Source organism: Chryseobacterium herbae, from assembly GCF_025154075.1.
GTDB classification, from domain to species: domain Bacteria; phylum Bacteroidota; class Bacteroidia; order Flavobacteriales; family Weeksellaceae; genus Chryseobacterium; species Chryseobacterium herbae.
In genome coordinates this window covers 559080-584088 of sequence record NZ_JAOAMU010000001.1, presented here as the reverse complement: position 1 = coordinate 584088, position 25009 = coordinate 559080, and the positions used below count along the sequence as shown (strand labels likewise).

Genomic DNA, 25009 nt, shown 5'->3' with positions numbered 1-25009 from the left:
ATCATTTTTTACAGTGTCAAACTATGGAACCAAAAAAAGATAGATGGTAAATTACAGAAAATATATTTCAAGTGCAGCGGTATTGGCTTCTGGGTTATTCCTTGCTCAATCTACCGTTTCTACAGTTCTTTACTCACAGGCTTACGATAGTCAAAGGAATACTTTGAATCTGCCTTCTCCCATTACTTCGGTAGCGGAGAAAACGATTTTGTCGGCCAAAGAGCTCGTAGATATTAATGTAAACACAATGATGGCGGATCCTGTGCTGAAAAATGCAAGTTGGGGATTCGTAGTGTATGACCCCAAAACGAAGAAGGTGATCTCTTCGTACAATGAAAATACTCCCTTAGTTCCGGCTTCTACTACCAAATTATTAACCACGGAAACAGCGTTGAACCTTTTAGGCGAAAACTACCGTTGGATGACGCAGCTGGAATATTCAGGGACTATTGATGAAAGTGGAGTTTTAAATGGAAATTTGTATCTGATAGGCAGCGGAGACCCTTCTTTAGGAACCAATAAAGCAGGAGCGTGGTCGTACAGAGACATTGTTGCAGACTTCATGAGTGGACTTTCCCGCGAAGGGATTAAAAAGGTAAATGGTGATATTATCATTCAGACAGCGCTTTTCAAAGGCAATATTACAATGCTTCCGGAAAATGTTGTATGGCTTGAAAACAATAATTACTACCTGCCTGTAGGAACTACCCGCGAAATTAATCCAGCCAACGAAAAGCTGATCGTGAAAAAATCAGGATTTGCTTCTGATAAAAAGTATTTCTACGTTTCTCCTTATGTCAACCAGATGGTGTATGCTGAAAAGTATGATGGCGACGGTGTTTTAACGACAAAGCTTCCTGATGCTCCGGCTTATCTTGCCAATACATTCAGAACGACATTAGTAAAAAGCGGAATTGGAGTGACCGGAAAAGTAACCCCAAAAATGACGGATGCAACACCTGAAAGCAGGAAACTGGTAGCAGCGTATAAATCTCCGACATTAGGTGATATCGTATTCTATACCAATCAGCACAGCGACAATTCTCTGGCAGAAGCTTTACTGAAAACGGTAGGTTACCAGAAAATGGGCGACCAGACTTCAGAATCAGGAAGAATAGTAGTAACCAACCACCTTAAAAATGAAAGCTTCGATATGATCGGGCTGAATTATATGGATGGAAGCGGACTTTCAAGAGGAAATAACGTAACGCCAATTTCCCAGGTAAAATTCCTGACCTCTTTAATGGATGAGAAATATTATAAAACGTATTTCACGTCACTGCCGGTAGGAGGACAGTCCGGAACGTTGAAAAGAATGTTCATTGGTACCGGAAACGGACAGGTTTTTGCTAAAACAGGAACTTTAAACAAAGTGAAAACGTTAGCAGGATATCTGAAAACGAACTCAGGAAAAACATTGGTGTTTTCTTTAATGGTTAACAATTATTCAGGATCTGTAGATATGGTGAAGAAAAGAATGGAAAAAATTCTTGAGCCGGCTCTCGATCTTTAAACAATATTTATTTTAATATTTATAAAAACCTTTTAATCAATGATTAGAAGGTTTTTTTTATCTTTGGTTACATCTAATATCCTGAGTATGAATAAATTTTATCTTTTAGTTCTTGGCTTTTTAATCTCCCAGCAGTTTTTTAGCCAGAAACAACAACCCAATATTGAAATGAAGGGGCTGATCGCAAAAGAAATGAATGCTTTTACGAAAAAAATGATCACCTACAATATCAATCCGAACACGTTAAATTATGATCTTCAGTACCAGAGAATGAATGTCAGTCTGGATCCTGCGGTGTATAATATTTCAGGTTCTGTGACTTCTCATTTCAAGCCGAATCAGAATATGAGCAGCATTTATTTCGATCTGTCTGATATCATGGTAGTTTCTCAGGTGCAGTACCATGGAAGTAACCTAACATTCCAGCAGCTTCCTACCAAAGAAGTAAAGATCGATTTTCCCGCTTCTATTCCTGCCAATACCCTTGATTCTCTCACGATCCATTACTCAGGAGCCCCCACTGTTGGAAATGCTTTCAATACAACGACACAGGGCGGAATTGCTATTTTATGCACTTTAAGTGAACCTTACGGAGCTCAGGACTGGTTTCCGACAAAGCAGAGCATGAATGATAAAATTGAAAGGTTTGATCTTAAAATCACCACACCTTCACAGTATAATGTGGCTGCCAACGGAAAACTGATGTCTGAAACCACACTTCCCGGAAATCAGAAACTTACGTTCTGGAGAACGGCGTATCCTACTGCAGCCTATCTGATCGCGCTTTCCATCACCAATTTTGTTAAACTGAATGATACGATCGGGAATCCGCCGTTCCCGTTTGTGAATTATGTATATCCTTCCACCAACGCCAATGCCACCAGTATGGCTAATATTGAGTGGACCAAGCAGGTCATGAATACTTTTGAGACCTATTTCGGACCTTATCCTTTCCGCAACGAAAAATACGGGCATATGGAGTTCAAATTTGGCGGCGGAATGGAACACCAAACCATGTCATCTATGGGAAGTTGGAGCAAAGGGCTGATCGCTCATGAGCTTGCTCACCAGTGGTTCGGAGATAAAGTGACTTGTGGTGCATGGAATGATATCTGGCTGAATGAAGGTTTTGCAACATTCGGTGCTACGCTGGCCAATGAAAAACTACTGATGACCAACGTAGAATTTAAGAATTTTCTGTTGGGGGAGATCAATAATATCACTTCCGCTCCCAATGGTTCTACTTATGTTCCGGATTCAGAGCTTTCAAGTGTAAGCAGGATTTTCAGCAACAGACTGACGTATGCAAAAGGAGCCTATATCTTAAGAATGATTAAATGGATTTTAGGAGACACTGCTTTCTATCAGGCCGTAAAAGACTATCACGGAAGACCGAATTTAGCCTACAGTTACGTAAGAACTGCAGATTTCAATGCATCGCTTTTACAATCCACAGGAAAAGATTTCACAGGATTCTTTAATGACTGGTTGTATGGTGAAGGGTATCCAAGCTATACGACAAAATGGAAACAGACTGGAAACCAGATCTTTTTTAAAGTTTCACAAACCCAAAGCAGCCCATCCGTAAGCTTTTTTGAAATGCCATTACCAATCAAAGTCAACGGAACAGGAGGGGAGATTGCTTATTTTGCCCTGAATCATACTGCTAATAACCAAGGGTTTTTAGAAACGGTTTCTTTCCCGGTTGCCAGCGTTGAATTCAACTATGATTATCAGATTCTTGAGAAAAATTCTACCGTACTTCAGGATAATACATTAAGCGTTTCTTCCGTACAGAAGGATGAATTTTCATTATATCCAAACCCGGCAAAAAATGAATTGTATCTGAAAGGTTTTGATAAGACTGCTCAGTATTCTATTCACTCTGCGGATGGAAAATTGATCAGAAAATCGGTTTATCAGTCTGGAAAAACAATCGGAATTTCAGAACTGGTTCCGGGGGCTTATATTTTTACCATTAATGAACAACATATAAAGTTTATAAAACAATAAAAATGCATTGTATAATCTCTTTTATTCACAATAGTATAGTGATACGTACTAATAATTGTAAAGTATGATTGTGATCTGTCTTTGTTTTCGATTAAAAAAATGATGTGTTATTGAATATATCGTGAAATAAATATTCTAAAAAAGCAGTAAAATGTTATAGTTTTTTGTATAAATATCTATTTGCATAAAATTGACCTTTTAATCCAAGATTAAAAGGTTTTTATTTATATTTAACCGAATAATTTTTTTGGGAAATGAAAACACTTTATCTTTTGATTCTGAGCGCCTTGCTGCCGCAGATGGTCTATGGCCAGAATACACATGATCACAATATTGAAAAGAAAGGAATGATTGCAATGGAAAAGAAATCCTTTGCAAAAAAAATGACTTCTTACAATGTGAATCCTAATACCTTAAATTACGATCTTCAATATCAGAGAATGGACATTGCTGTGGACCCCGCGGTCTATAATATCTCAGGTTCTGTAACCTCACATTTTAAGCCTAATCAGAATATGAGCAGTATCTATTTTGATTTTGTCAATACGCTTACGGTTTCTCAGGTGAAATACCACGGAGCGGATCTAACGTTTCAACAGCTTTCCACAAAAGAGTTGAAAATAGATTTTCCAGCTTCTATTCCTGCCAATACACTGGATTCTCTGACGATCAATTACTCCGGGGCTCCATCTGGGACTAATAGTGCTTTTTTTAATGGAACCCAGGGCGGAACAGCTGTTCTCTCTACATTAAGTGAGCCTTATGGTGCGCAGGATTGGTTTCCTACCAAGCAGAGTCTTAACGATAAAATTGAACGATTCGACTTTAAAATAACAACACCTTCACAGTATAATGTGGCTGCCAACGGAAAACTGATGTCTGAAACGACACTTCCCGGTTCAAAGAAACTGACCTTTTGGAGAACAGCATATCCCACAGCAGCGTATCTGATCGCGCTTTCGATTACCAATTTTACCAAAGTAAACAGTACCATCGGAAACCCACCGTTTCCGTTTGTGAATTACGTATTTCCGTCCACCGCTTCCAATACGACGACAATGTCTAATATTGAATGGACAAAACAGGTGATGGATACCTTTGAAACCTATTTTGGGCCTTATCCTTTCCGTAATGAAAAGTATGGGCATATGCAATTTCAATGGGGTGGCGGTATGGAGCATCAGACTATGTCTTCTATGGGGAGCTGGAGTAGAAGTATTATCGCTCATGAGCTTGCTCACCAATGGTTTGGAGATAAAGTAACCTGTGCAACATGGAATGATATCTGGTTGAATGAAGGTTTTGCCACTTTCGGGGAACATTTGGCGAATGAGAAACTATTAATGACCAATGCTCAGTTTATGAGTTTTCTGGTTGATGAAAAAAATACCATTACCAGTTCTCCCGGAGGAAGTACCTATGTTTCGGATGCAGAACTTTCCAACTCAAACCGAATCTTCAGCAGCAGACTTTCTTATGCAAAAGGAGGATATATAGTAAGAATGATCAAATGGATTTTGGGTGATACCGCTTTCTACCAGGCCGTAAAAGACTATCATTCAAGACCGGATTTAGCCTATGGTTATGCAAGTACGGCAGATTTTAAAGCTTCATTTCTTCAATCCAGTGGAAAAGACCTCACCGAGTTTTTTAATGACTGGCTCTATGGGCAAGGATATCCTACCTACAATATCAAATGGAAGCAGACCGGAAATCAGATCTTCTTCAAAGCAGGACAGACCCAGAGTAATGCTTCTGTAAGCTTTTTTGAAATGCCATTACCGATCAAAGTCAATGGAGCCGGAGGGCAGACCGCTTATTTTGTTCTGAATCACACTTCGAATAATCAGGGCTTCCTTGAAACGGTTCCTTTCCCTGTTACAAGTGTTCAGTTTAATTATGAACATCAGATTCTGGACAAGAACTCTACCGTGGTTCAGGATAATACATTAAGTGTATCTTCCGTAGAGAAAGAAGATTTTGCGTTGTATCCGAATCCGGCTAAGAATGAACTGTACTTAAAAGGAGTTGATCGATCAGTTGATTATTCCATTTATTCTATAGATGGAAAGCTGATCAGAAAGTCAGTATATCAACCTGGAAAATCAATTGAGATCTCAGAGTTGGTGCCGGGAACCTACATCTTTACGGTTCAGGAGAGAAATATGAAATTTGTCAAGCATTAAAATAATCAGGAAGTTTGAAGCTGGAAGAGGGAAGTGTTTGAAACTAAAATCAGAATTGGATAACGTTTTATTAATTTTTCAATAAACTAATCCGGAAAAAAGTCTCGAACTATCCTTGGCAAGGTTTTAAACCTTGACAAGGATACGAACGGTAACTTCAATCTTTTTATTTTAACGAATTTAGATTAAATAACAAAAACGGACCTTGAGTCCGTTTTTGTTATTCTTAGAAATAGCAGTCACGTAAAATAGTATCCAAAAAAGTTCAAAAGCAGGTGAGAGTTTATCTGATAATGATCTGGAAAGTTTCACCAGCCATAAAGAGGTTAAAAAAGCGGATAGTAAAAATAATGAGCGCGTTCAGCAGATAGTATGGCGTACAGTAATTCCATTGTTAAAATAATTTAAGGTTAAACATATTATGATGAGGTTTTTAGATCAGGAAGCTTTTGTGTCTTCTGGCAGCCCTGGCAGCTCTTTTTCTGGCGGTTTTTACTTTGTATCTGAACCATTTCTCTTTAAAAAGCTTTCGCATCATATTATCAAAATTTCTGGTCACGACCATATTTTTGAAGCCGCGCCATTTTTCAAGGAGACTAGAAGGAAGAGCCCTTACAGAAACGGAATAACCTTCGGTTTCATATTGTATATAATGCCACCAGCCGGAAGGGATGTAGAGCGTTTCACCCGGCTTTAACAGCGCTTCATAACCATTTAAGTAGAGAAGAGCAGGAAATTCCCTGTAGTCGGGATCTTTGATATTGGGTAAGCTGTGAAAGTTGTAAGGCAGTTTATACATCAGATCCGACTGTTCCCACGGAAAAAGCCAGATCCTTTTGATGCCGTGAAACTGGGTGATGAAAACATGGGACATATCAATATCGATGTGATTTCTTGTAATGGATCCTTCGCCGCCGAAGAACATGAAAGGAAGCCATTTCAGTATTTTCCCATTCGTCACATCGTTATAATGAAGATCATCTTTAAGCTCCGGCCTGATGTTGAGCAGATTGAATAAAAACAGTCTGTGTTCCGTAGGTGTTGTGCTGATCAGGTCAAGATATTCTGAGAATGTAGTCTGCCCAATTGGGCTGCTGGCCACTCTGTCCAGAGATTCCAGCTCGCTTCCGTAGATGTTAACTTTTTGATTTCCTGCTATTTCCTTAAAGTATTCATAATTCCACTTTTTAAAGGCAGGACTTCCCGGATCGATGAAATCTTCCATAATAACAGGAAGACGCAGCTTCATATGATTCTGTATAAAGCTTCGGGAACTTATTGTCTTTACTTTTTCTATCGGAGTCAGTCTCATATTCCTCAGTTTAGATCACAAATATAATTATTATCCTACTAAATTAGTAGACTAATTGTGTTAAAACTGAATTTGAACCCTATTTTTAGAATTAAACTTTTAAAAGCTGATATTTTAACACCTTTTTATTAAATTAGCGCATCTAAAAAATTACTAAAAAATGATCTCTGAAAAATATCTTCAACATTTACAGAACGAACTGCAAAACATTGAAAATGACGGTCTTTATAAAAGAGAAAGAATCATCACCTCCCAGCAGAGTGCAGAAATAGAAGCTAACGGAAAGAAGCTTCTGAACTTTTGTGCCAATAATTATCTGGGTCTGTCCAACAATCCGGAGGTCATGAAAGCCTCTCAGGACATGATAGAATCTCACGGTTACGGTATGTCATCTGTACGTTTCATCTGCGGAACACAGGATATTCACAAGCAATTAGAGAAAAAAATCGCGGATTTCTTAGGTCTTGAAGACACGATTTTATATGCGGCATGTTTTGATGCAAACGGAGGTGTTTTTGAACCTTTGTTTACTGAAGAAGACGCCATTATTTCAGACGAACTGAACCACGCTTCAATTATTGACGGAGTACGTCTTTGTAAATCAGCGAGATACCGTTATAAAAACAATAATATGGCTGATCTGGAAGCACAGTTAATCGCTGCTTCTGAAAAAGATCACCGTTTCAAAATCATTGTTACCGACGGAGTTTTCTCTATGGATGGTATTGTAGCTGATCTGAAAGGTGTTTGTGACCTTGCTGACAAATACAATGCATTAGTAATGGTGGATGATTCTCACGCTACAGGTTTCATCGGGAAAACAGGTCGTGGGACACACGAAGCCAATGAAGTAATGGGCAGAGTGGATATTATCACGTCTACGCTAGGAAAGGCTTTAGGGGGTGCTTTAGGAGGATTTACTTCCGGTAAAAAAGAGATCATCGATATGCTGAGACAACGTTCCCGTCCTTATTTATTTTCCAATTCATTAGCGCCTGGTATCGTAGGAGCTGCATTGAAAGTCTTAGATATGATCTCTGAGGATACTTCACTTCGTGATCAGGTCATGGAAAACGCTGAATATTTCAGAAAAGAAATGGTAGCCAAAGGATTTGATATTCCTGAGGGCGATGCTGCGATTGTTCCGGTGATGTTATACGACGCGCCTCTTGCTCAGAAAATGGCTGAAAAGCTTATGGATGAGGGAATTTATGTGATCGGGTTCTTTTATCCTGTAGTACCGAAAGGAAAAGCAAGGATCAGAGTACAGCTTTCTGCTGCCCACACCAGAGCACACCTTGACAAAGCAATTGCTGCTTTTGAAAAAGTAGGTAAAGAGCTTGGTGTTATTTCTTAATTAAAAATATTAAACTATTTAAAACAGGTTTTATGAAAAAAATACTTCTCATCATCGGTTTTGTATGTTTTCAAAGTTTCTCCGCACAAAGCATTATGGATTTCGATCTTAAAAATGTAGAACTGCAGGGCATGAAACCTGCTACAATAGATAAAGAAATGAAAGATATCGGGATTACAAAGATCCCTTTTGTGACGGATAATCCCGATATTATTTCAAAAATAGAAGACCCGGAAACCGCATCTGTGATCAAAAATTTCTACACTTTCACGTATAATAATCCGAGAGGAAATGACGGTGGAGTAATGGTGTATGAGTTTAAAACAAAAAAGGATCTGGAGGCATTTCTTTCTAAAAATTTTGAACAATCTAACACCAGGTTTTTAGTTAAGGATCTTTTTTGTATTAATATCTGGAGTGATTACAGCCTTCATGTAAAAGGAAAGGAAACCAGTGAGGATCATCTGAACAAGCTGGAGAAGTATTACGTTAATCTCGGTGCAAAAAGAGTAAAGCTACAGGAAATGCAGCCTGTTGACGCTACCGATCAATAATTTTTATATCTACTGATGCTTTATACAATAATCAAAGCACTGCATATCATTTTTATGGTAAGCTATTTTGCGGGAATTTTTTATCTCGTAAGAATTTTCGTTTACTATAAGGATACGGATGAATTTGCTGAAGAAAAAAAGAAAATCCTTAGAGAACAGTATACTTTCATGGCCAGAAGACTTTGGAATATCATTACTGTTCCGGCAGGTGTGATAATGGCGGTTTGCGGAATTGTCATGATCTTTCTGAATACCGGACTGATGAAAATGCCCTGGTTTCATTTAAAACTGACTTTCCTGATCGGTCTTGCCGTTTATCATTACTGGTGCTGGAAAAAAGTACTGAAACTGAAAGAGTTGAACGGACAGACTATCGAAACACCTAATATCAAACTGAGACAAGCCAACGAGATCGCTACATTCCTTCTGTTCCTTGTGGTGTTTACTGTGATCCTGAAATCTTCAGTTATTGAGTACTGGTGGCAATTAATCGCCGGATTTTTCGTTCTTGTATTTCTGATCATGATGACAGTGAAACTCGTTAATAAAAATAAAAAAAACAAATAATTGTGGAAAGTAGAATGTACATGAATACATTTTACCTTTTACATTGCACAGAAAAACTATGATTGCAATTTTAAAAAAGGAACTCTGGAGTTACTTTGGAAACTGGAGCGCATGGGTGATTATCGGCGCATTCAGTCTGATAACCGCTCTTTTCCTGTTTTTTTTCGAGAATGATTCTAATATTTTCGACATCGGAATGGCCTCTCTGCAGAGCTATTTCGTACTGGTTCCATGGCTGCTGATGTTTATTATTCCTGCACTGTCTATGAAGACTTTCGCGGAAGAACAGCAGACGGGAACACTGAACTGGTTGTTTTCGCAGCCTTTAAAAGTTTCAGACTTGGTAACAGGGAAGTTTCTTTCAGTATGGATTGTTGGGGTTTTATGCCTGATTCCGTCACTGATTTATCTTTATACCGTATACGTTTTGGGCGTTCCAGCCGGGAATATTGACCTTGGAATGACCTTCGGAAGCTATATCGGACTGATTGTGCTGATTGCAGCGTTCTCAGGTGTTGGAATTCTGGCTTCTTCGTTATCGCAGAATCAGATTATGGCCTACCTTTTAGGGGTCTTCATGTGTTTCATCATGTACTTTGGAATAGAGCAGCTGGCGAGCTACAAACTTTTGGGCGGTGCCGATTTTGTTCTTCAGAATATAGGTTTTTATCAGCATTTTCTAGGCTTTACAAGAGGTCTTATCGATCTTAAGGATGTGGCCTATTTTGTTCTGATCATCGGTGCTACGTTATTATTGTCCAACCATTTTATCTCTAAAAAGAAGTAGTATGATGAAGAAGTTCAATATTAAATCTCCATTAGGAATTTTCCTGATTGTAATAGTACCTTTGGTTATTCTGCTTACCTATTCGGGAATCAGATTAGACTTAACAAAAGAAAAAAGATATACGCTTTCGGACAGTACGGTAAAAGTGCTGGAATCTGTGAAAAAGCCGCTTACAGTAGATGTTTATCTTGAAGGAGATTTTCCGGCAAGCTTTAAGCAGCTTCAGAGTGAAACCAGATTTATGCTGGAAGAGTTCAGAAAGATCAATCCGAAGATCGATTTTAAATTCATCGATCCTATTAAAACTAAAATGTCCCGGGACACGCTGATGGCGATGGGGATGCAGCCTTCTGTTCTTCCTGATGTCAAAGACGGCAAGATTTCACAGATCACGCTTTTCCCTTATGCTGTTATCAAATATGATAAAAGGGGGGTGTCTATTCCTTTGGTGGTTCAACAGGCAGGAATAGATGCAGATCAGCAGCTGACCAGATCTATTGAAGGTCTGGAATACAGTCTGGTTTCCAATATCAAAAATATTGCGGCTGATAAGAGAAAGAAGGTAGGAATTCTGGTGAATCAGGATGAGCTTGGTCCTGAAGAGTTCCATGGTTTTATGCAATTGGCGATGGAAAATTATGATGCAGGTCCTGTGGTCCCAAAAAATCAGACAGAACTTACTCTTGAAGATCTTCCGTTACTGAAGCAGATGAGCGCTTTGGTAATTGCAAAACCTAGAAAAGCATTCACGGATAACGAAAAAGTAATTCTTGACCAGTTCATTATGAATGGCGGAAAAACACTTTGGATGATCGATGCCGTAAATGCTGAAATGGATACGCTGACAAGATCTCAAAAGGTAATGCCTTTCCCTGTAGATATCAATATGACGGATTTCTTTTTCAATTATGGAATCAGAATCAATCCGGCATTGGTGAAGGATGTAAAGAAATTTGCCCTGCTGAAACTGGTAACCGGTGAAGTAGGAGGAAATCCTCAGTATACGAGTCTTCCGTGGCCGTATTTTCCACTTGGAATTGCTGAAAACAATAATCCGATCACGAAAAATATTAACCCTGTAAAATTTGAATTCCCGACCTCTATTGATACCTTGGGCGGAAGAAAAAATATAAAAACACAGGTTCTCTTCGAATCCAGTGAGAGAACACTTCTGAAACAGGTTCCGAACTATGTGGACCTTAAAGAGATTGCCAGTGTAGACAGTCTTGGCCAAATGGAAAAACCAAGCAAACCTAAGATCTTTGCTGTTGCATTGGAAGGGAAATTTAATTCTGCCTACGCATCAAGAATTGAAAGAAAAGGATATCCGGGTTTCAAAAGCCAGAGTCCTGAAAACAAAATGATCGTGATTGCTGACGGAGATGTCGGAAGAAATAAAATGCACAAAGGCGAGCCGCTTCCAATGGGAATTGACCGTCTGACGAATCAGGAGTTCGGAAACGAGCAGTTCCTGAGAAACGCTTTGGATTATCTTCTGGATGACAGCAATCTGATGGCGCTTAGAAACAGAAACATTGAAGAAAGACTTCTGGACAGAAACCGAATCACGGAGGAAAAAGCAAACTGGCAATGGCTGAATTTACTGCTGCCTTTAGTAGTAATAGGCCTGTTGGGAGGATTATTCTTCTGGATGAGGAAAAGAAAGTTTGGATAGAATATATAAAAACCACCGTGAAAAATGGTGGTTTTTTATTGGTTGTGGGCACGAGCGAGACGCTCGCGCCAGCATTGGTAAGTTCGTCAGCTTTGGGATTTTCACATCAATAGTAACGGACTTTAGTCCGTTCATTCCCTAATCCCTGCTACCTACTACCTATTATCTGCTACCTTAATATTTAAACGGAAGGTTCACAATATCAATTACTTTTTCGCCCCTGTTGTTTTTTCCGGCTTCCCATTTTACGTTGTAAGTCGCCTTTTCAGCTGCTTTTTTTACTTCGGTATTAAAGGTTTCATCACCTCCGTAAGTGGAGACATTGATTACATTACCTTCTGAGTTTACTTTCAGGATGATTTTCGTTTTTAAATCTTTACCGAGAACCTTAAGAGCATCTGCATTTAAATTCTTTTTCACATTGTCAATAAAGGCTTTGTTGCCTTGGGGATATTGAGCAGGAAAAGCCACCATCGGAGGCGGAGGAACAGACATATCCTGAGGCTGCCGCGATTCAAATTTGTCTTTTACTTTTTCTTCTTTTTTTACTTTCTGTGCCAACGCAATTCCGAAGATCAGCATCAAGATGAGTAGGATTATTTTTTTCATAATAATTAGTTTTTGGTTTTCCTACTCTTTTAAAGCTTTTCGGATTCCACTTATCTAAATCCTAAGGTAGTGAATTTATGGTTTTTTTTATTTTTCTGACGTAAATTATCTGAGGGATTTGAGGTTAATGTATTGCTGTTTAGGGTTTTGTTGTATTGGTGGGACTTTACGTTATATAAAGGTTGATGCGAAAAAGCTAATGTGGGATATGAAAATTAAGCCTCAAAAACTTGTGGAGTAAAATCAAAAATAAATCAAACCTTTATATGTCCTATAAGGTTTCGTTATATAAAATATACCTTTTGGTTTTTAAAATATTTTTTTTAAAACCACAAAAGGGTGTTTATTCTGATGTCCTCTCAAAGATTTAGTTGATGGAAAAGGTTCCCATTTAACGCTTTTTTTAACATTAAGATCAATGAAAGATGTAAGGTTAGTTAAGAAAAAATCATTTGATTTTTTAAGTTGTACGTCTTAAAGCAAAGCAAAAACTTAATATTCTTGAAATCTTAATGATTTGAATCTTTTCTCTCGCAGATCATACGGATCAAGCGGATTAACAAATTAAAAATCTGCATCATCTGATTCATCTGCGTGAAATTTTAAAATCAGGCAATCTGTATGCAATCCCTTCCTCAGAATCAATGAAATTGATTACGTCTTTGCTTCCCTTTATGAACATTATAATAATTTTCTTTGCGTTAAAATAAACCATCTGAATTTTAAAATTTTTTTAACCACAAATGCCACAATTTTTTTTCACAAATAACACGATTACGTCATGTATATTGGTGTGATTCGTGAAAATATTAGTGCAGTTCGTGTTTTAATAAACGTAAAGTTTAAATTGAATAGACATTCGTATCTATCAATTGAACATTTTCCTGAATTCCAGTGGCGATTGATTCGTTTTCTGTTTAAACAACTTACTAAAAGACTGCGGATGCTCAAACCCCAGTTCACAAGCAATTTCACTTACTGATAGGTGAGTGGTGCTGAGGCGTTCCTTAGCCAGATCGATCAGTTTATTCTGGATATGCTGCTGCGTATTTTGTTGGGTATGAATGCGCAATAGGGATCCTAGATAGTTGGGAGAAATATTCATCTCTCCGGCAATGGATTTTACAGAGGGAATTCCGTTTTCTATGAGATTTCCGCTGTCAAAATACCGGGAAAGGACTTCCTCAAAACGTTCCAAAAGCTCGTGGCTGGATTTTTTCCGGGTGAAAAACTGCCGCTCATAAAAACGTTCGGAATAAATAAGAAGGAGTTCAATCTGCGCAGCAATCAGCTCCTGAGAGAATTTATCGATATTCGACTGGTATTCTTTTTCTATATTTTTCAGAACATCGACGACAATTTTTTCTTCCCTGTCTGATAGGAAAAGCGCTTCAGTGACGTTATATTTGAAAAAGTCATACGATTTTATCTTTTTTGCAAGCGGCGTATTCCAGAGGAAATCCGGATGAACCACCAGCAGCCAACCCGTGGGTTCTACTACTACATCAGACTTCATTTCCAGTTTCAGAAATTGAAGCGGAGACACAAAACATAAAACTCCGGAATTAAAATCATATTCCTGCTGGCCATAGTTGAACTTCGCATTCACATTTCGCTTAAGCCCAATGGAGTAGAAATTTTGAATCCATTTCAACTCATTGTCATCCATGGGGTAGTTGACCTTGCTGTAATCAATCAGACTGATCAAAGGATGCTCAGGATTGGGAAGATTACAGAAGGCATGAAATTCTGAAATTGAATTGAAGCGGAAGGGAGATTTCATGATGCTAATTTAATTTTTTTTGAGTAAACGTCTAATGTGAAAAGTATTTTAGTTGCTAGTTGCTAGTTGCTAGTTGCTAGTTGCTAGTTATTGGTTAAGGGGTTGGTTTTGCTTGGTTTGATGTCTTGTAAGTTCCTTTCAATTGTAAAGCAATGTAGTATTAGCACTGTCATCCTGAGCGTAGCCGAAGGATATTTGTGTGATGTATAAAGTATAAAATATTTATTGCTAAATCCTTCATGAACTCCGTTCGTAAACCTTCAGTTTATGCTCAGCATGACATTTCTAATACATCATGTTCATGTGCTAAGAAAAACATATGATAGGTTTGTCATTGTCATTCTGAACATAGACAAAGGATTTAGATTTTAAAGCTATATCACCGTAGACATCGTCAGTGCTTCCCATTGTTTTGCATCAGCTGTAATGGTCTTTATTTTATTATCCAGAAATTCAGCGGTGCCGCTTCCCAATAAGAAATGAACCGGTGGATTCTGCTCTTTACTGAGTGCGATGATGGCTGCTGCTCCTTTTTCGGGATCATTGGGCTGATTGCCATTAATTTCGTTAAGATGTGCCTGCTCGGAACTTCTGGCTGTTTCATAAGCCTTGATTGGATGTTCCGGTGTTTTCACAGAATCTTTACTTAAGAAATCAGTACGGAAATAACCTGGATAAACCACTGTGGCATGAACACCGAATTCTTTGATCTCTTCAGCCAGTGCTTCAGTTAATCCCGCTACCGCAAACTTAGTCGCACAATAGATTCCCCAGCCCGGAAAATTCCCGGAATAACCTCCGATAGAAGAAATATTGAATATATGTCCGGATTTCTTCTCACGAAGATAAGGAACTGCATTCCTGATCACATTCAGTGTTCCAAATACATTGACATCGAAGTTGGCTCTGGCTTCACGGTCTGTAAGTTCTTCCAGTGTACCGATCTGCCCGTATCCTGCATTGTTGACCACTACATCAAGCTGCCCGAAATGCTCTATCGTTTTTGAGACCGCTGACTGTACATCTTCATTATCCGTTAAGTTGAGCTCAATGGGCAAGAATACATCAGATGTTTCTCCGATTTCTGAGATTAATGACTGTGCATTTCTGGTAGCAGCAGCCACACGGTAGTTATTCTCTAATAATTTTTTTACTAAGGCCAATCCCAGACCTTTTGAGGCTCCTGTTACGAACCATACTTTTTTTGTTTCCATTTTTATTGGGTTTAAATGATGGTACAAAGATCGTGGGATCGGAAAGGGTAGACGTAGCCCAATCAATGAATGATGTAACCAGATCGTGGATGGAGATGGGAAAAGGAGATCTTAAGGCGTTCCCAGCTGGTTCTTAATGAAGTCACGCCGTTGAATAAGTCTCCGGAGCTACTTATCTAACGGTCTTTACCCGCTTAGGAAGCCCATGGAACCCCTTGGATAAGCCTTCTTAGGCCGTTTGTAAACTGCCGACAGCCCCTTAATGAACCCTGTCTACCCCCTTGGGTAAGGGGGTGTCGCCACCTGTTCAAGGGGGTAGAGGTGGTTGTGGATGGGGCTAGGGACGGTTGTAAGAGAGGATGTTGGTCGTTGAATGCAGATTGTATTAGGATTTTTGCTGTTGTCGTTATTTATTAATAGGGTAGTAAAATCTTTTATCAATTAAACTTTGATAATCGCTTTCTATGTCTATTACAAATAAATTCATGTTTATCAAATGTTTTCATAATTGAGAGTTTTCATGCCGCAAAATGGGTCATCATTGTTTTGTTTAATAGCTTCGATATCAAGTGATCTGTAAATATAATAGTTCTTTTTGTTTAAAATAAAACCACTGCGAAAAACAGTGGTTTATTTTTAAAAGGACGCTCGCGCTAGCTGGGGGCTTATTTGTCTAACTTAACTGGCTGAAAACCCAGTAATAATAAGAAGACTATTTGATGCTCCTTGTTGTAATTTCTTCGATTATCCATAGATCAGGAGTATACTGACTTTTTATTGGATAAAAGCATATTGCTGTAGTTGTATCTTTATACCATAAAACTATAAATGCTAAATTTTTATCAATTATTACTTTTTTAACAGCGAAATCATTACCACTTTTTCTTTCATTACTAATATTAATAGTAAGATCGTTATTTTTAAACATTAAGAATTCATTAGTTAGTTTTTGATCTGAATCTGTTATATTTATTTGATTATTTTGAGCATATTTCTTTAAAATTCTATAAACATTTTTATTAGTAAAAAATTGTTCAGTAAAATTTTTATATATGTCTGATTTAGTATTGCTTTGTGAACCACACGAAGTATATAGACTTATACATACCAGTAAATAACATAGTATTTTCATTATTATTATTATTATTATTATTATTATTATTATTATTATTATTATTATTATTATTATTATTATTTATAAATATTGGTCAACATTTGAAAATTCTTCTTTACGTAAGCCTTTAAGTATATTGAAATGTCACTTCCATAATTCCCATTATCTAATCCTCCTCCCGGCCTAGCTTCGGGATACATACTTTGGAGCATTTTAAACTCAAAAGCTCTACCATGTTCAGAAACTCCTTCGTTATTTTTATATTTATTCAATATAGTTGAATTTCCAGGTCCCTTAATATTATTACCCCAATGAGATCCCTCGTGTCCAACAAGAGATGTCATATAGAATAGATTTATTAGCCCATTTATAGTGCTAAAATCTTTATCTGCATTTTCAAACCAATTTAACACCTCCTTATCTATAGAAATACTATGCAAATCTCCTATAAATTTAGTTACTGCGTAATCATATTGCCCTTCAGAGGAGGAGGATTCCCAATCCTGAAGAGTAGGTCCTTGCCCGTAAGTAAAAGCTTTTCTGGCTTCATCTTCTGTCATACCTGTTATATCCATAAAAGCATTTAAAAAATTCTTATCATTAAGGATTTTAGGTAAAATATTTACCACTAAATTATAAAAAGCAGGATAATTCTCTTTGTAGAACTTTTCCATACCCTCTGGGAAACGAAAAGATGGGCCACCTCCTCCAAATCCACTTCCACCTCCTCCATCTTGCGAGAACATATTCTGAGCACCCCCAAACCAGTCTCCACCCATTATGGTGGTAGCAGGATCAAAGTTCCAATGCCCGGAGCCATCCATCCAGCTTATCTGTCCATCTGCTTTTCCAGGGGCCATTCCATCGGGATCTATAAAATTAACAGGGTTGTTAAAAGCATAGTTATATGGAGAGTGTCGTCTCATTTTTTCAGCCATCGGGTCGATTACGCCCCATCTGCCAATATCTGACATGTACATTCTGGCACCGTAATCATACATTCCTGTCTCCTGAAGCTCCTTTCCGTTGTACTTATAGCTCTGCCAGCTTCCGAAACCGGAACTGTTTAATCCGTTTCCTCCGGTATGGTTTAGTCCGAAAGGATAATAATTGCTGGTATCTAAAATTTCAGGAGCACCTGTGCCGTTTTTGGCAAAACTTACCCTTACATTTCCTAGATGATCTCTGTACTGGTAAATATAACGGTTTTCCGTGAAACTGTAAAAGCCTTCTGCAGTAGGTACAAAATCCAGTTTCCATTCCGGTGTTCCACCAATTCCCGGAAATTCATTGATGTTTTTAAATGCCTGTTCCTCAAAAGCGGTTTCCGTTCTGCATGTCACGCATATACCTCCGCCTCCATCGCTATAAGAATACTGGAAACCATCTAAGTAATCAGTTATACGCGTTGTTAGAACGCTACCTCTTCCATCTCTTTGACTGGTGTAGGTTTTTCTCAGCTTAGTTCCGTCTGCACGGTACAGATAGTTTAAATTAGAACGCACGGTTTCTCCCCATGTTGCCTGCACAATTTCGAAAGTATCCGGCAGGCTCAGAAAATTATAATTAATGGTCTGAATGCCTTTATCCTTCATGGTGATCATATTTCCATTCAGATCGTAATCGATCATATTGTTCCCACCTTCATAGCCGGTATCATTCAGAGAATTTTCGGTGATCTTATCCAAACGGTTTCCTGTATACTGATAGACAAGATCATCTACCATGGTTGAAGTGGCTCCTAAAATAGGAAATGCATTTCTTTTTAAGGTCTTGATGTTCCCATTCAGGTCGTAAGATACATGTTCATTATAGTTATTATTATAGGGACTGGTAGAATTGGGTTCCGAATAAATCCCATCCTTAAGCCTGTTCAGAGGATCATAAACGTATGAATATCTTTTAAGGGTATTGTCGCTGGCCATTTTCCAGTCAACTTCTGAAATATTTCCGTTGTATTTCCCTCCTGCAACATTTGAAGCCTGAGGATTCTGATACTTTACTTCATAGCCAAATAATTGGGTTCCGAGATTGGCAGGATCATTCACCTTAACTAAAGAACCTCTTACATTATACGTGTAATTGATGCTTTGGAGGTTATTTCCCACTTTTTTAACGGTAAGCTGTGACAATTCATTGTAAGTGTTTTCTTTCATCAGTTCTGACATATTGCCATCAATCTGATGCCACTGCTTTTTCAGACGGTTCTGGCTATCATATTCAAAAGTCTGAGAGATCACTTTTTCGGTATCTGTACTGAGTCTTTTGTGATATACTTTAGCCAGCTTTGTTACACTGGCAAAATCCAGCTCGGATTCTGTTTTCGAATAGCCACCCAAATGATTGATAGCATAAGTTCCAATTGGTCTTCTTTGGCTATCATAATATATATAACTTTTAGTCCAGTTGTCGTCTTCGATATTTTTAACAAGACTTAAGGTAGGCATCGCCAACGTATTCACTGAAGCATTTTGTGCATGGGTAATAACAGGCTGTCCCAGTATCATCCCGGGAAAAACAGGATTAAAACTATAAGCAGGGTAGGTGTCATAATAATTGACGGATAAAAGCTTTACCCAGCTAACATAAGGATAGGTATAGTTGGGGTCATAGTAGACATCCATTCCCTCCCGATTAAAGAAAACATTTGAAGTTCTGGTTACATTGTTGCTTCCAAAACTGTCGGCATTCGCTTGCTCTGTGGTTCTTTCTCCACCTGTACTGATTCCGGTAAATGCTACTCGTCCAAAGCGGTCATATTTGGTGTACATCCACTGTCCTTTGGGCCTCATCACCTCATCCTGTACGGCTACAATACGATCTTGTTTATCATACACAATAAATTCCCAACCCTTTCCGGGAACTTTCTTTTGAACCAACCTGTGCCAGCCGTCATAATGATACTGATAGCAAAGATTATTTAATGTAGTCTCATCAACCGAGCCGGATTGTGAAGCCAGAGGAGGGATTACATAGGCTAATTGCCCATATTCATCATAAATGTAATGGGTATCTACATTCTGGTTGCCATCCTTTTTTCTGACAAGAACCGTTTGTCCTTTTTTGTTTTTGAATTCTATACTTATATTCCCGTCTTCATTGGTGACCGTATTCTTCGACAAAGTTCCGCTACTATAACTACCCGGATTATCGATAACATATTTAGTTCTTCCTTCAAACCAGGACGTAGTAACGGTATACTTAACGACTTCACCATCGCTATTGGCGTCATAATTAAGATGAGCAGGTTTATTGGACCAGTCATTTCCCGCTTGTATAAGCTGGTTTATCCTATCTAATGGTGAGTTTTCGAATATCTTCTCTGAATATATTTTTTCCGCACCATATACGGCAGGGGCATTGGAAAGTGGGGATGTGTAAATGGCTCCATTCTGGGTTCCGGCCTGTGGTATGGGAAGATAGCTTTTCGCCTGTCTGCCAAACTGATCATATTCAATATGACCTACCAAATCTTTTCCCTGTGGGGTTGCTTTTATATCAATCGTCTGAATGGGTTTTCCCCAACTGTCAAAATACTGTACACTTTCTGAAACTTTTGTACAGTCACCATTAAGGCAGATCTTGCTGTACACATAGTTTTCAGAAGGGGTGAGATTTGTCTGTGCAAAATACATGGCTACAAACAAAAAGCTTGAAATACTTAAAATCTTTTTCATGGTTATATTAGTGTTTATAGTTGTATTGGAACTCTTTTAATGTTTTATAAGTAATGGTTCCCCCGGGATCTTTTTCCATTCTTTTTACCTTTATAAGCTTTCCGGAAAGGTCATATTCATAAATTTCCCTTAAACCGGATGGAGGTGTCGTAGTGGTAATGCCTACCAGAGGATCGTATGTATAGGTGGTAACCTGATAATTAGCTAATGCCGCATTCTTTCTAAAATTATCCAAAGCCGTAATCAGTGCAGATTCAGTAGAAGAATTCAGATTATCGTTGTTTGAGGCATTAATAATATCAGTGGCCATTGATGCTATCTGGCTATAGGTTGCGCCTTCCACTTTTGCAATTAAGGAAGTCTTGTCATAACCATAAATCAGGGCAGTAGTAAATCCTCCGGAATTTGAAAACTGGAGAAGATTTCCTCTGTCATCATAGAGATCCATTTTTAAGTTCTCTTTTGGAGTCCCATCTGCTATATTGGTTTCTATTACAGATGTTGGTAATAAAGAAGTATTAGCAAATACTGTTTTTGACTTAGACAGAGTTTTGCCATTTTCCTTTTCCTCGATGATTACAGGTATTCCTGTCATATATGCATTTTCCAGATGAGTATACCCCGATAAACCTAGAGGATAAGTCATTAGTTTTTCTTTTATATCTCCATCAACAACTGATTTTGCATAGTTTGGTTTGAAATTTAAATTACTAATCTGAGTTTCCGACTCATTGTCTATGGTCCTTCCACTTGCATAAAACAATTTATCCTTTTGGGTCGTTTTTTTTATGTAGGTAGGCTTACTAAATTGCCAATCGTTTAATAATAAATTTAAGTTGTATTCAACATCGGAATAAGTATCAAACTCATAGTTGATTTCTTTTGATATCAGTAATTTATTCTGTTCGTCGTAGATCTGTTCTTTATAAGGCAGACCACCCCTTGTAATGTTATAATACGGCCAAAAATAAGTAGGTAACTGCGGTGTTCCTCCATTCTGGTATTTTGGGTAATCATCGGGTGTTTTAAACGTTTTTTTGATATATCCTTTACCATTTTCCGAAACTTTCACACTGTTGTAAAGTATATAAGGTGTGTTCGGGTCATTTTGGCTATCTCTTTCACTATAAAATAAATAGCCACTGGTGCTGTTGGGTAATGTGAAAGAATCGTACCCATAGTTTATGGTTTTCTCCGGAGTGGTTTCTGACAGACTTTTAAAATATTTGATATTCTTAATTCTCTTTCCGTCTGCAGCAATTGAGTTTCTGAAAGGTCCCGGTAAAAACTTTCTTCCAATAACCTGGAAACTGCCCACACCTTTCGCTCCATCCACTGAAGAGACTTCAAGGGTATAATTCCCAGGATTAACTGTAATATCAACGGTACCGTGAGAGGAGTAATAGGTAAATTGTTTGTCCACAATTTGCTGGTTCCCTTTTTTCAACACAAAAGTAAGACTGGGATGAATGTCAGGTTGGGGCAATTGCGGATTAAAAGGGTCATTAGGGTCCGGATTTGGAGGAATCGGATACGTAAAGTCTGAGACATCTATGGCCAATTCAAATCTTTTAACCTTACTGACATCTCCGGGGATGGTGAAGTTGTAAGTTTGGGTAGTTTGAGTATTGATTGGAGAGTTTATAAGAGTTTCTTTAGTCTGAACGGCAGGGTCAAAACCATATTGGTCCAGAGATGCCAAATGATCAGGATTGCTGTAGTCAAAAAACTGTTCGTTATTTTCGTAATTGTAATTGACAACCCCTCCTGTAGGAAGGATCATTTTTTCCAGAATGCCATCACTCGTACGACCTATTTCGTCTGCCACATGCTGATAAGCAAAGGATGTCTGCTCAATTTTTACATTATTTTTATCATTTTTTCTGATAGAGTTTAAAACACGTTTTCTTTTCAGGGGATCGTCGTAAGGATGTATGACAATACTATTGTCTGTCAAATAGCTATATAGCACCTCTCCAGCAGGGTTTTTCAAGCTAATTTTATTCAAAGTAAAAGGGTCATTGACTGTCTCCTTTAAATTCTCATCATAGGCAAAATCAAATACTATTTCTCCTTTTGTGGTTTTTATAGATTTTATTTTACAATATTGGTATACAATTTTTCCAGTACTGAGAATGTAATTTTTCTTTTCATATTGCAATGTTGCGATCTCAACCCCGATAGGATTAACAATTTTTGTCAAAAAATATGATGTTTTAAAGCTATGTGGCGCTATTGCATCTGGACATGCATATTGTCCGTAATCATATTCCTTAAAATAATATTTATAGCCATTATCTGCCGTTATAGTGAAATGATCTGCCTTAAATGTTGCTGTATTATTATCTCTTACATAGTCTATTTTGGCATTGTTCGGGCTAAGATTGATAAGCGTGAATGTATTGGCAATAACATCTCTTTTGATTCTAAACTTTCCGGATAAACCCGGCAATGCATAATAATAGAGATCGTCGAATTCATTATTGATATGGCCAGGTCTGGCAGGATTATCATAGCATTCATCCAGATCTTCCATAATTTTTTTATAAATTACACTGGTCCCCAACAGAGACCACCCAAAGCCTACATCACTGATCCGCTCAGCATTTTCATAATTTTTGACATTATAACTTAAGCTGATCGGAAATGACATTCCGTTATCAGCCATCGGAACGCTTAGTAGCGGAATGTTTATATTGGGTATTCCTGTAGCTTCATTAATAGGGACATCTGAATAACGGGATAGTGATGCCATGGATGGTGAAGCAATTGGATTGGTTACTACTTCACCAAGATTATTTTGTGCGTACCCTTTCTGTATTCCAATAGTTAGAAAGAGTGGCAACGCCAAAATGTTTATAGATATTTTTTTCATCTTTGTTTATTTCTTAATAAGTTTAGCGTTCGCCGATTTATTCGTATCTGTTTTTATCGTCACCAAGTAAGCCCCCTGAATCAAATTCTGAGTATTAATCTTCGTCACTTTATTTTTAGTTTTCAAGTTCTGCAACTGTCTTCCACCCATATCATACAGCATAATATCCGCTTCTTTAAAGTCAAAGCCTATTTCCACGTAAGCATAATCTGAAACAGGATTCGGATAGATCTTGATATCCTGTTTTTCAATCAGCTTATTAATCTGGCTGTCTCCAAGCTTCATAATTTTCCAGTTCTCTTTTCCAAGTTCTTCAGCGCTCGTTCCGGCAAGAATGATGGAACCGTCTCTGTTTAACTTAATATCTGAAAGTCTCTCCTCTCTTTGTCTCTTGTCTCCTGTTACATATTTTCTCCACTCTTCATGGCCATCCTGATTTAGATACAGCATCCAGAATGTTTCGTCATCTGATTGAATCCTTCCTTCTGCCTGAGTATAACCTCCTAAAAGAATCCCTTTTGAAGATTTGTCATCTGCTGAATGGAGGACACTCATTCCCATCAGAATATCTCTATTCTTGAAATTGAAGGATTTCTGCCAGATCTCATCACCTCTTTCGTTTAAAGAAATAAGCCATAAATCTGTTCCTTCCTCAATCCCTACCGTTTTATTTCCTGACCTTTCAGATCTGGATTCTCCACCGATTACATATCCAGCTGATGTTAATGCCAATGTTCTGATATGATCATCGCCTTTTCCTCCAAAATTCTTTTCCCATTCTACTTTTCCGGTTTTGTCGAGCTTGACAATCCAGTAATCTCCCTCGCCGAAGTTTTCTGTAGATTTAGCAGTTCGGGATACGGGATGCGGGGTTGTTGCAGACGACTTATCTGTAGAACCTGAAACCCGGATCTCGGAACTCCTCGAGTAAATTCCCAACAATGCTCCACCATCTCTCGTAGGAATCATTTTTTCCACTTCGTCCAGACCTTTTCCTCCCAAAATAGTTTCAGAAAGAACCTTCCCATTTTTATCCAATCTGGAAATCCAAACATCTTTTGAACCGTACCCGCTAGTTCCCTGAGGCAGTTTACCCTGAGCGTAGTCGAAGGGAAGGGAACTTTGTCTGTTTCCAGCTACAAAAAATCCAAGATCCGTAGTTTGAATAACTGACCTGGCTTCCTCATCAGAAGAGCTTCCCAGTGTTTTTTGCCAAAGCTCATCTCCGAATTCATTGATTCTGATCAGCCAGATATCAGATCCGCCTTTTGAATCTTCTTTTTTATCGAGTCCTTTTCCGGAATAAGAGGTTCCGGACAGAAGAAATCCTCCTTCCTGAGTAGCTACAGAAGCTGAGAGGTAGTCATGGTTCTGCCCTGAGAAATATTTTTCCCAGACCTGCTCACCTTGCTGATTGAGTTTGATTAAGTGAAAATCGTAACCATTGTTTTGCTTTTGGCTATTAGATGCTGGCGTCTGGCTGGATCCTGAGCTTGTCGAAGGATGAATCGAGCTTCCCGAAATAAGATATTGCTGATCAATGGTTGCCGTAACCTGGCTTAGAAAATTCTGTGTAGAAGACTTAATGTCTTTCTGCCACAATACTTCCTGGGCAGAAAGCCCCAGAAGAGTGCATAAGATCAATGCACCGGAATAGAATATCTTCATCTATTTGTGTTTTTTAGTTAATTTTAGTTTTTTAAATATCGCCGCAAATTTAACGTTTTTTAACACGCAGGCAAATCTCTTTAATGAGATTTAATGTGAATTTTA

The 25009-nt window shown here is 38.2% G+C and carries 17 protein-coding genes; 9 read left to right on the top strand and 8 right to left on the bottom strand.

Annotation, left to right across the window (positions count from 1 at the left end):
• The first annotated feature begins 43 nt into the window (after positions 1 to 43).
• The 3 genes from dacB (at position 44) to N0B48_RS02505 (ending at position 5712) form a co-directional block, all read left to right on the top strand.
• Positions 44 to 1513: a D-alanyl-D-alanine carboxypeptidase/D-alanyl-D-alanine endopeptidase gene (gene dacB, locus N0B48_RS02515; RefSeq protein ID WP_259836529.1), complete on the top strand. Its 1470-nt coding sequence runs from the start codon at positions 44 to 46 to the stop codon at positions 1511 to 1513.
• 87 nt (positions 1514 to 1600) lie between these two features.
• Positions 1601 to 3526: a M1 family metallopeptidase gene (locus N0B48_RS02510; protein ID WP_259836528.1), complete on the top strand. Its 1926-nt coding sequence runs from the start codon at positions 1601 to 1603 to the stop codon at positions 3524 to 3526.
• A 254-nt stretch (positions 3527 to 3780) separates the two neighbouring features.
• Positions 3781 to 5712: a M1 family metallopeptidase gene (locus N0B48_RS02505; protein WP_259836527.1), complete on the top strand. Its 1932-nt coding sequence runs from the start codon at positions 3781 to 3783 to the stop codon at positions 5710 to 5712.
• 433 nt (positions 5713 to 6145) lie between these two features.
• Here the strand turns inward: N0B48_RS02505 and N0B48_RS02500 are convergent, their stop codons facing one another.
• A complete protein-coding gene (locus N0B48_RS02500) occupies positions 6146 to 7024 on the bottom strand; it encodes a cupin-like domain-containing protein (RefSeq protein ID WP_259836526.1) in 879 nt (292 codons plus the stop codon).
• 160 nt (positions 7025 to 7184) lie between these two features.
• Between N0B48_RS02500 and kbl the strand changes: the two genes are divergently transcribed.
• From kbl to gldG, 5 genes are read left to right on the top strand one after another with little or no spacing between them, the layout of a single operon-like run.
• Positions 7185 to 8381, top strand: a complete 1197-nt coding sequence (kbl, locus tag N0B48_RS02495; protein ID WP_259836524.1) for a glycine C-acetyltransferase — start codon at positions 7185 to 7187, stop codon at positions 8379 to 8381.
• Between the two features lie 32 nt (positions 8382 to 8413).
• Positions 8414 to 8935, top strand: a complete 522-nt coding sequence (locus N0B48_RS02490; protein WP_259836522.1) for a hypothetical protein — start codon at positions 8414 to 8416, stop codon at positions 8933 to 8935.
• Positions 8936 to 8950: 15 nt separating this feature from the next.
• Positions 8951 to 9502, top strand: coding sequence for a CopD family protein (locus N0B48_RS02485; RefSeq protein WP_259836520.1), 552 nt, complete (start codon positions 8951 to 8953; stop codon positions 9500 to 9502).
• A gap of 58 nt (positions 9503 to 9560) precedes the next feature.
• A complete protein-coding gene (locus tag N0B48_RS02480) occupies positions 9561 to 10289 on the top strand; it encodes an ABC transporter permease (protein ID WP_259836519.1) in 729 nt (242 codons plus the stop codon).
• Positions 10290 to 10293: 4 nt separating this feature from the next.
• Complete coding sequence (gldG, locus tag N0B48_RS02475) at positions 10294 to 11964, top strand: gliding motility-associated ABC transporter substrate-binding protein GldG (RefSeq protein ID WP_259837534.1); 1671 nt, start codon at positions 10294 to 10296, stop codon at positions 11962 to 11964.
• Positions 11965 to 12138: 174 nt separating this feature from the next.
• Here gldG and N0B48_RS02470 read toward each other — a convergent pair whose 3' ends face one another.
• The 3 genes from N0B48_RS02470 to N0B48_RS02460 form a co-directional block, all read right to left on the bottom strand.
• Positions 12139 to 12573: a hypothetical protein gene (locus N0B48_RS02470; protein ID WP_259836516.1), complete on the bottom strand. Its 435-nt coding sequence runs from the start codon at positions 12571 to 12573 to the stop codon at positions 12139 to 12141.
• Between the two features lie 868 nt (positions 12574 to 13441).
• Positions 13442 to 14356, bottom strand: coding sequence for a helix-turn-helix domain-containing protein (locus N0B48_RS02465; protein WP_259836514.1), 915 nt, complete (start codon positions 14354 to 14356; stop codon positions 13442 to 13444).
• Positions 14357 to 14730: 374 nt separating this feature from the next.
• Positions 14731 to 15570 carry an SDR family NAD(P)-dependent oxidoreductase gene (locus N0B48_RS02460; RefSeq protein WP_259836512.1) on the bottom strand — a complete coding sequence of 280 codons (840 nt, stop codon included), beginning with the start codon at positions 15568 to 15570 and terminating at the stop codon, positions 14731 to 14733.
• Between N0B48_RS02460 and N0B48_RS02455 the strand changes: the two genes are divergently transcribed.
• Positions 15561 to 15707, top strand: coding sequence for a hypothetical protein (locus N0B48_RS02455; RefSeq protein WP_259836510.1), 147 nt, complete (start codon positions 15561 to 15563; stop codon positions 15705 to 15707). The genes N0B48_RS02460 and N0B48_RS02455 overlap by 10 nt on opposite strands.
• A gap of 575 nt (positions 15708 to 16282) precedes the next feature.
• Here the strand turns inward: N0B48_RS02455 and N0B48_RS02450 are convergent.
• The 4 genes from N0B48_RS02450 to N0B48_RS02435 are packed head-to-tail and all read right to left on the bottom strand — an operon-like array spanning position 16283 to position 24904.
• Positions 16283 to 16702, bottom strand: coding sequence for a hypothetical protein (locus N0B48_RS02450; protein WP_259836507.1), 420 nt, complete (start codon positions 16700 to 16702; stop codon positions 16283 to 16285).
• A gap of 59 nt (positions 16703 to 16761) precedes the next feature.
• Positions 16762 to 20361: a DUF6443 domain-containing protein gene (locus N0B48_RS02445; RefSeq protein ID WP_259836504.1), complete on the bottom strand. Its 3600-nt coding sequence runs from the start codon at positions 20359 to 20361 to the stop codon at positions 16762 to 16764.
• A gap of 7 nt (positions 20362 to 20368) precedes the next feature.
• Positions 20369 to 23236: a hypothetical protein gene (locus tag N0B48_RS02440; protein WP_259836501.1), complete on the bottom strand. Its 2868-nt coding sequence runs from the start codon at positions 23234 to 23236 to the stop codon at positions 20369 to 20371.
• Positions 23237 to 23242: 6 nt separating this feature from the next.
• Positions 23243 to 24904 (bottom strand): T9SS type A sorting domain-containing protein, encoded by a 1662-nt coding sequence (locus N0B48_RS02435; RefSeq protein WP_259836499.1) that lies wholly within the window; start codon positions 24902 to 24904, stop codon positions 23243 to 23245.
• Positions 24905 to 25009 lie beyond the last annotated feature (105 nt).

What these genes read in the sequence shown, in the direction of transcription:
- dacB (WP_259836529.1), top strand. Translation starts at nt 44, where the DNA reads ATGGTAAATTACAGAAAATATATTTCAAGTGCAGCGGTATTGGCTTCT.
- N0B48_RS02510 (WP_259836528.1), top strand. Translation starts at nt 1,601, where the DNA reads ATGAATAAATTTTATCTTTTAGTTCTTGGCTTTTTAATCTCCCAGCAG.
- N0B48_RS02505 (WP_259836527.1), top strand. Translation starts at nt 3,781, where the DNA reads ATGAAAACACTTTATCTTTTGATTCTGAGCGCCTTGCTGCCGCAGATG.
- N0B48_RS02500 (WP_259836526.1), bottom strand. Translation starts at nt 7,024, where the DNA reads ATGAGACTGACTCCGATAGAAAAAGTAAAGACAATAAGTTCCCGAAGC.
- kbl (WP_259836524.1), top strand. Translation starts at nt 7,185, where the DNA reads ATGATCTCTGAAAAATATCTTCAACATTTACAGAACGAACTGCAAAAC.
- N0B48_RS02490 (WP_259836522.1), top strand. Translation starts at nt 8,414, where the DNA reads ATGAAAAAAATACTTCTCATCATCGGTTTTGTATGTTTTCAAAGTTTC.
- N0B48_RS02485 (WP_259836520.1), top strand. Translation starts at nt 8,951, where the DNA reads ATGCTTTATACAATAATCAAAGCACTGCATATCATTTTTATGGTAAGC.
- N0B48_RS02480 (WP_259836519.1), top strand. Translation starts at nt 9,561, where the DNA reads ATGATTGCAATTTTAAAAAAGGAACTCTGGAGTTACTTTGGAAACTGG.
- gldG (WP_259837534.1), top strand. Translation starts at nt 10,294, where the DNA reads ATGAAGAAGTTCAATATTAAATCTCCATTAGGAATTTTCCTGATTGTA.
- N0B48_RS02470 (WP_259836516.1), bottom strand. Translation starts at nt 12,573, where the DNA reads ATGAAAAAAATAATCCTACTCATCTTGATGCTGATCTTCGGAATTGCG.
- N0B48_RS02465 (WP_259836514.1), bottom strand. Translation starts at nt 14,356, where the DNA reads ATGAAATCTCCCTTCCGCTTCAATTCAATTTCAGAATTTCATGCCTTC.
- N0B48_RS02460 (WP_259836512.1), bottom strand. Translation starts at nt 15,570, where the DNA reads ATGGAAACAAAAAAAGTATGGTTCGTAACAGGAGCCTCAAAAGGTCTG.
- N0B48_RS02450 (WP_259836507.1), bottom strand. Translation starts at nt 16,702, where the DNA reads ATGAAAATACTATGTTATTTACTGGTATGTATAAGTCTATATACTTCG.
- N0B48_RS02445 (WP_259836504.1), bottom strand. Translation starts at nt 20,361, where the DNA reads ATGAAAAAGATTTTAAGTATTTCAAGCTTTTTGTTTGTAGCCATGTAT.
- N0B48_RS02440 (WP_259836501.1), bottom strand. Translation starts at nt 23,236, where the DNA reads ATGAAAAAAATATCTATAAACATTTTGGCGTTGCCACTCTTTCTAACT.
- N0B48_RS02435 (WP_259836499.1), bottom strand. Translation starts at nt 24,904, where the DNA reads ATGAAGATATTCTATTCCGGTGCATTGATCTTATGCACTCTTCTGGGG.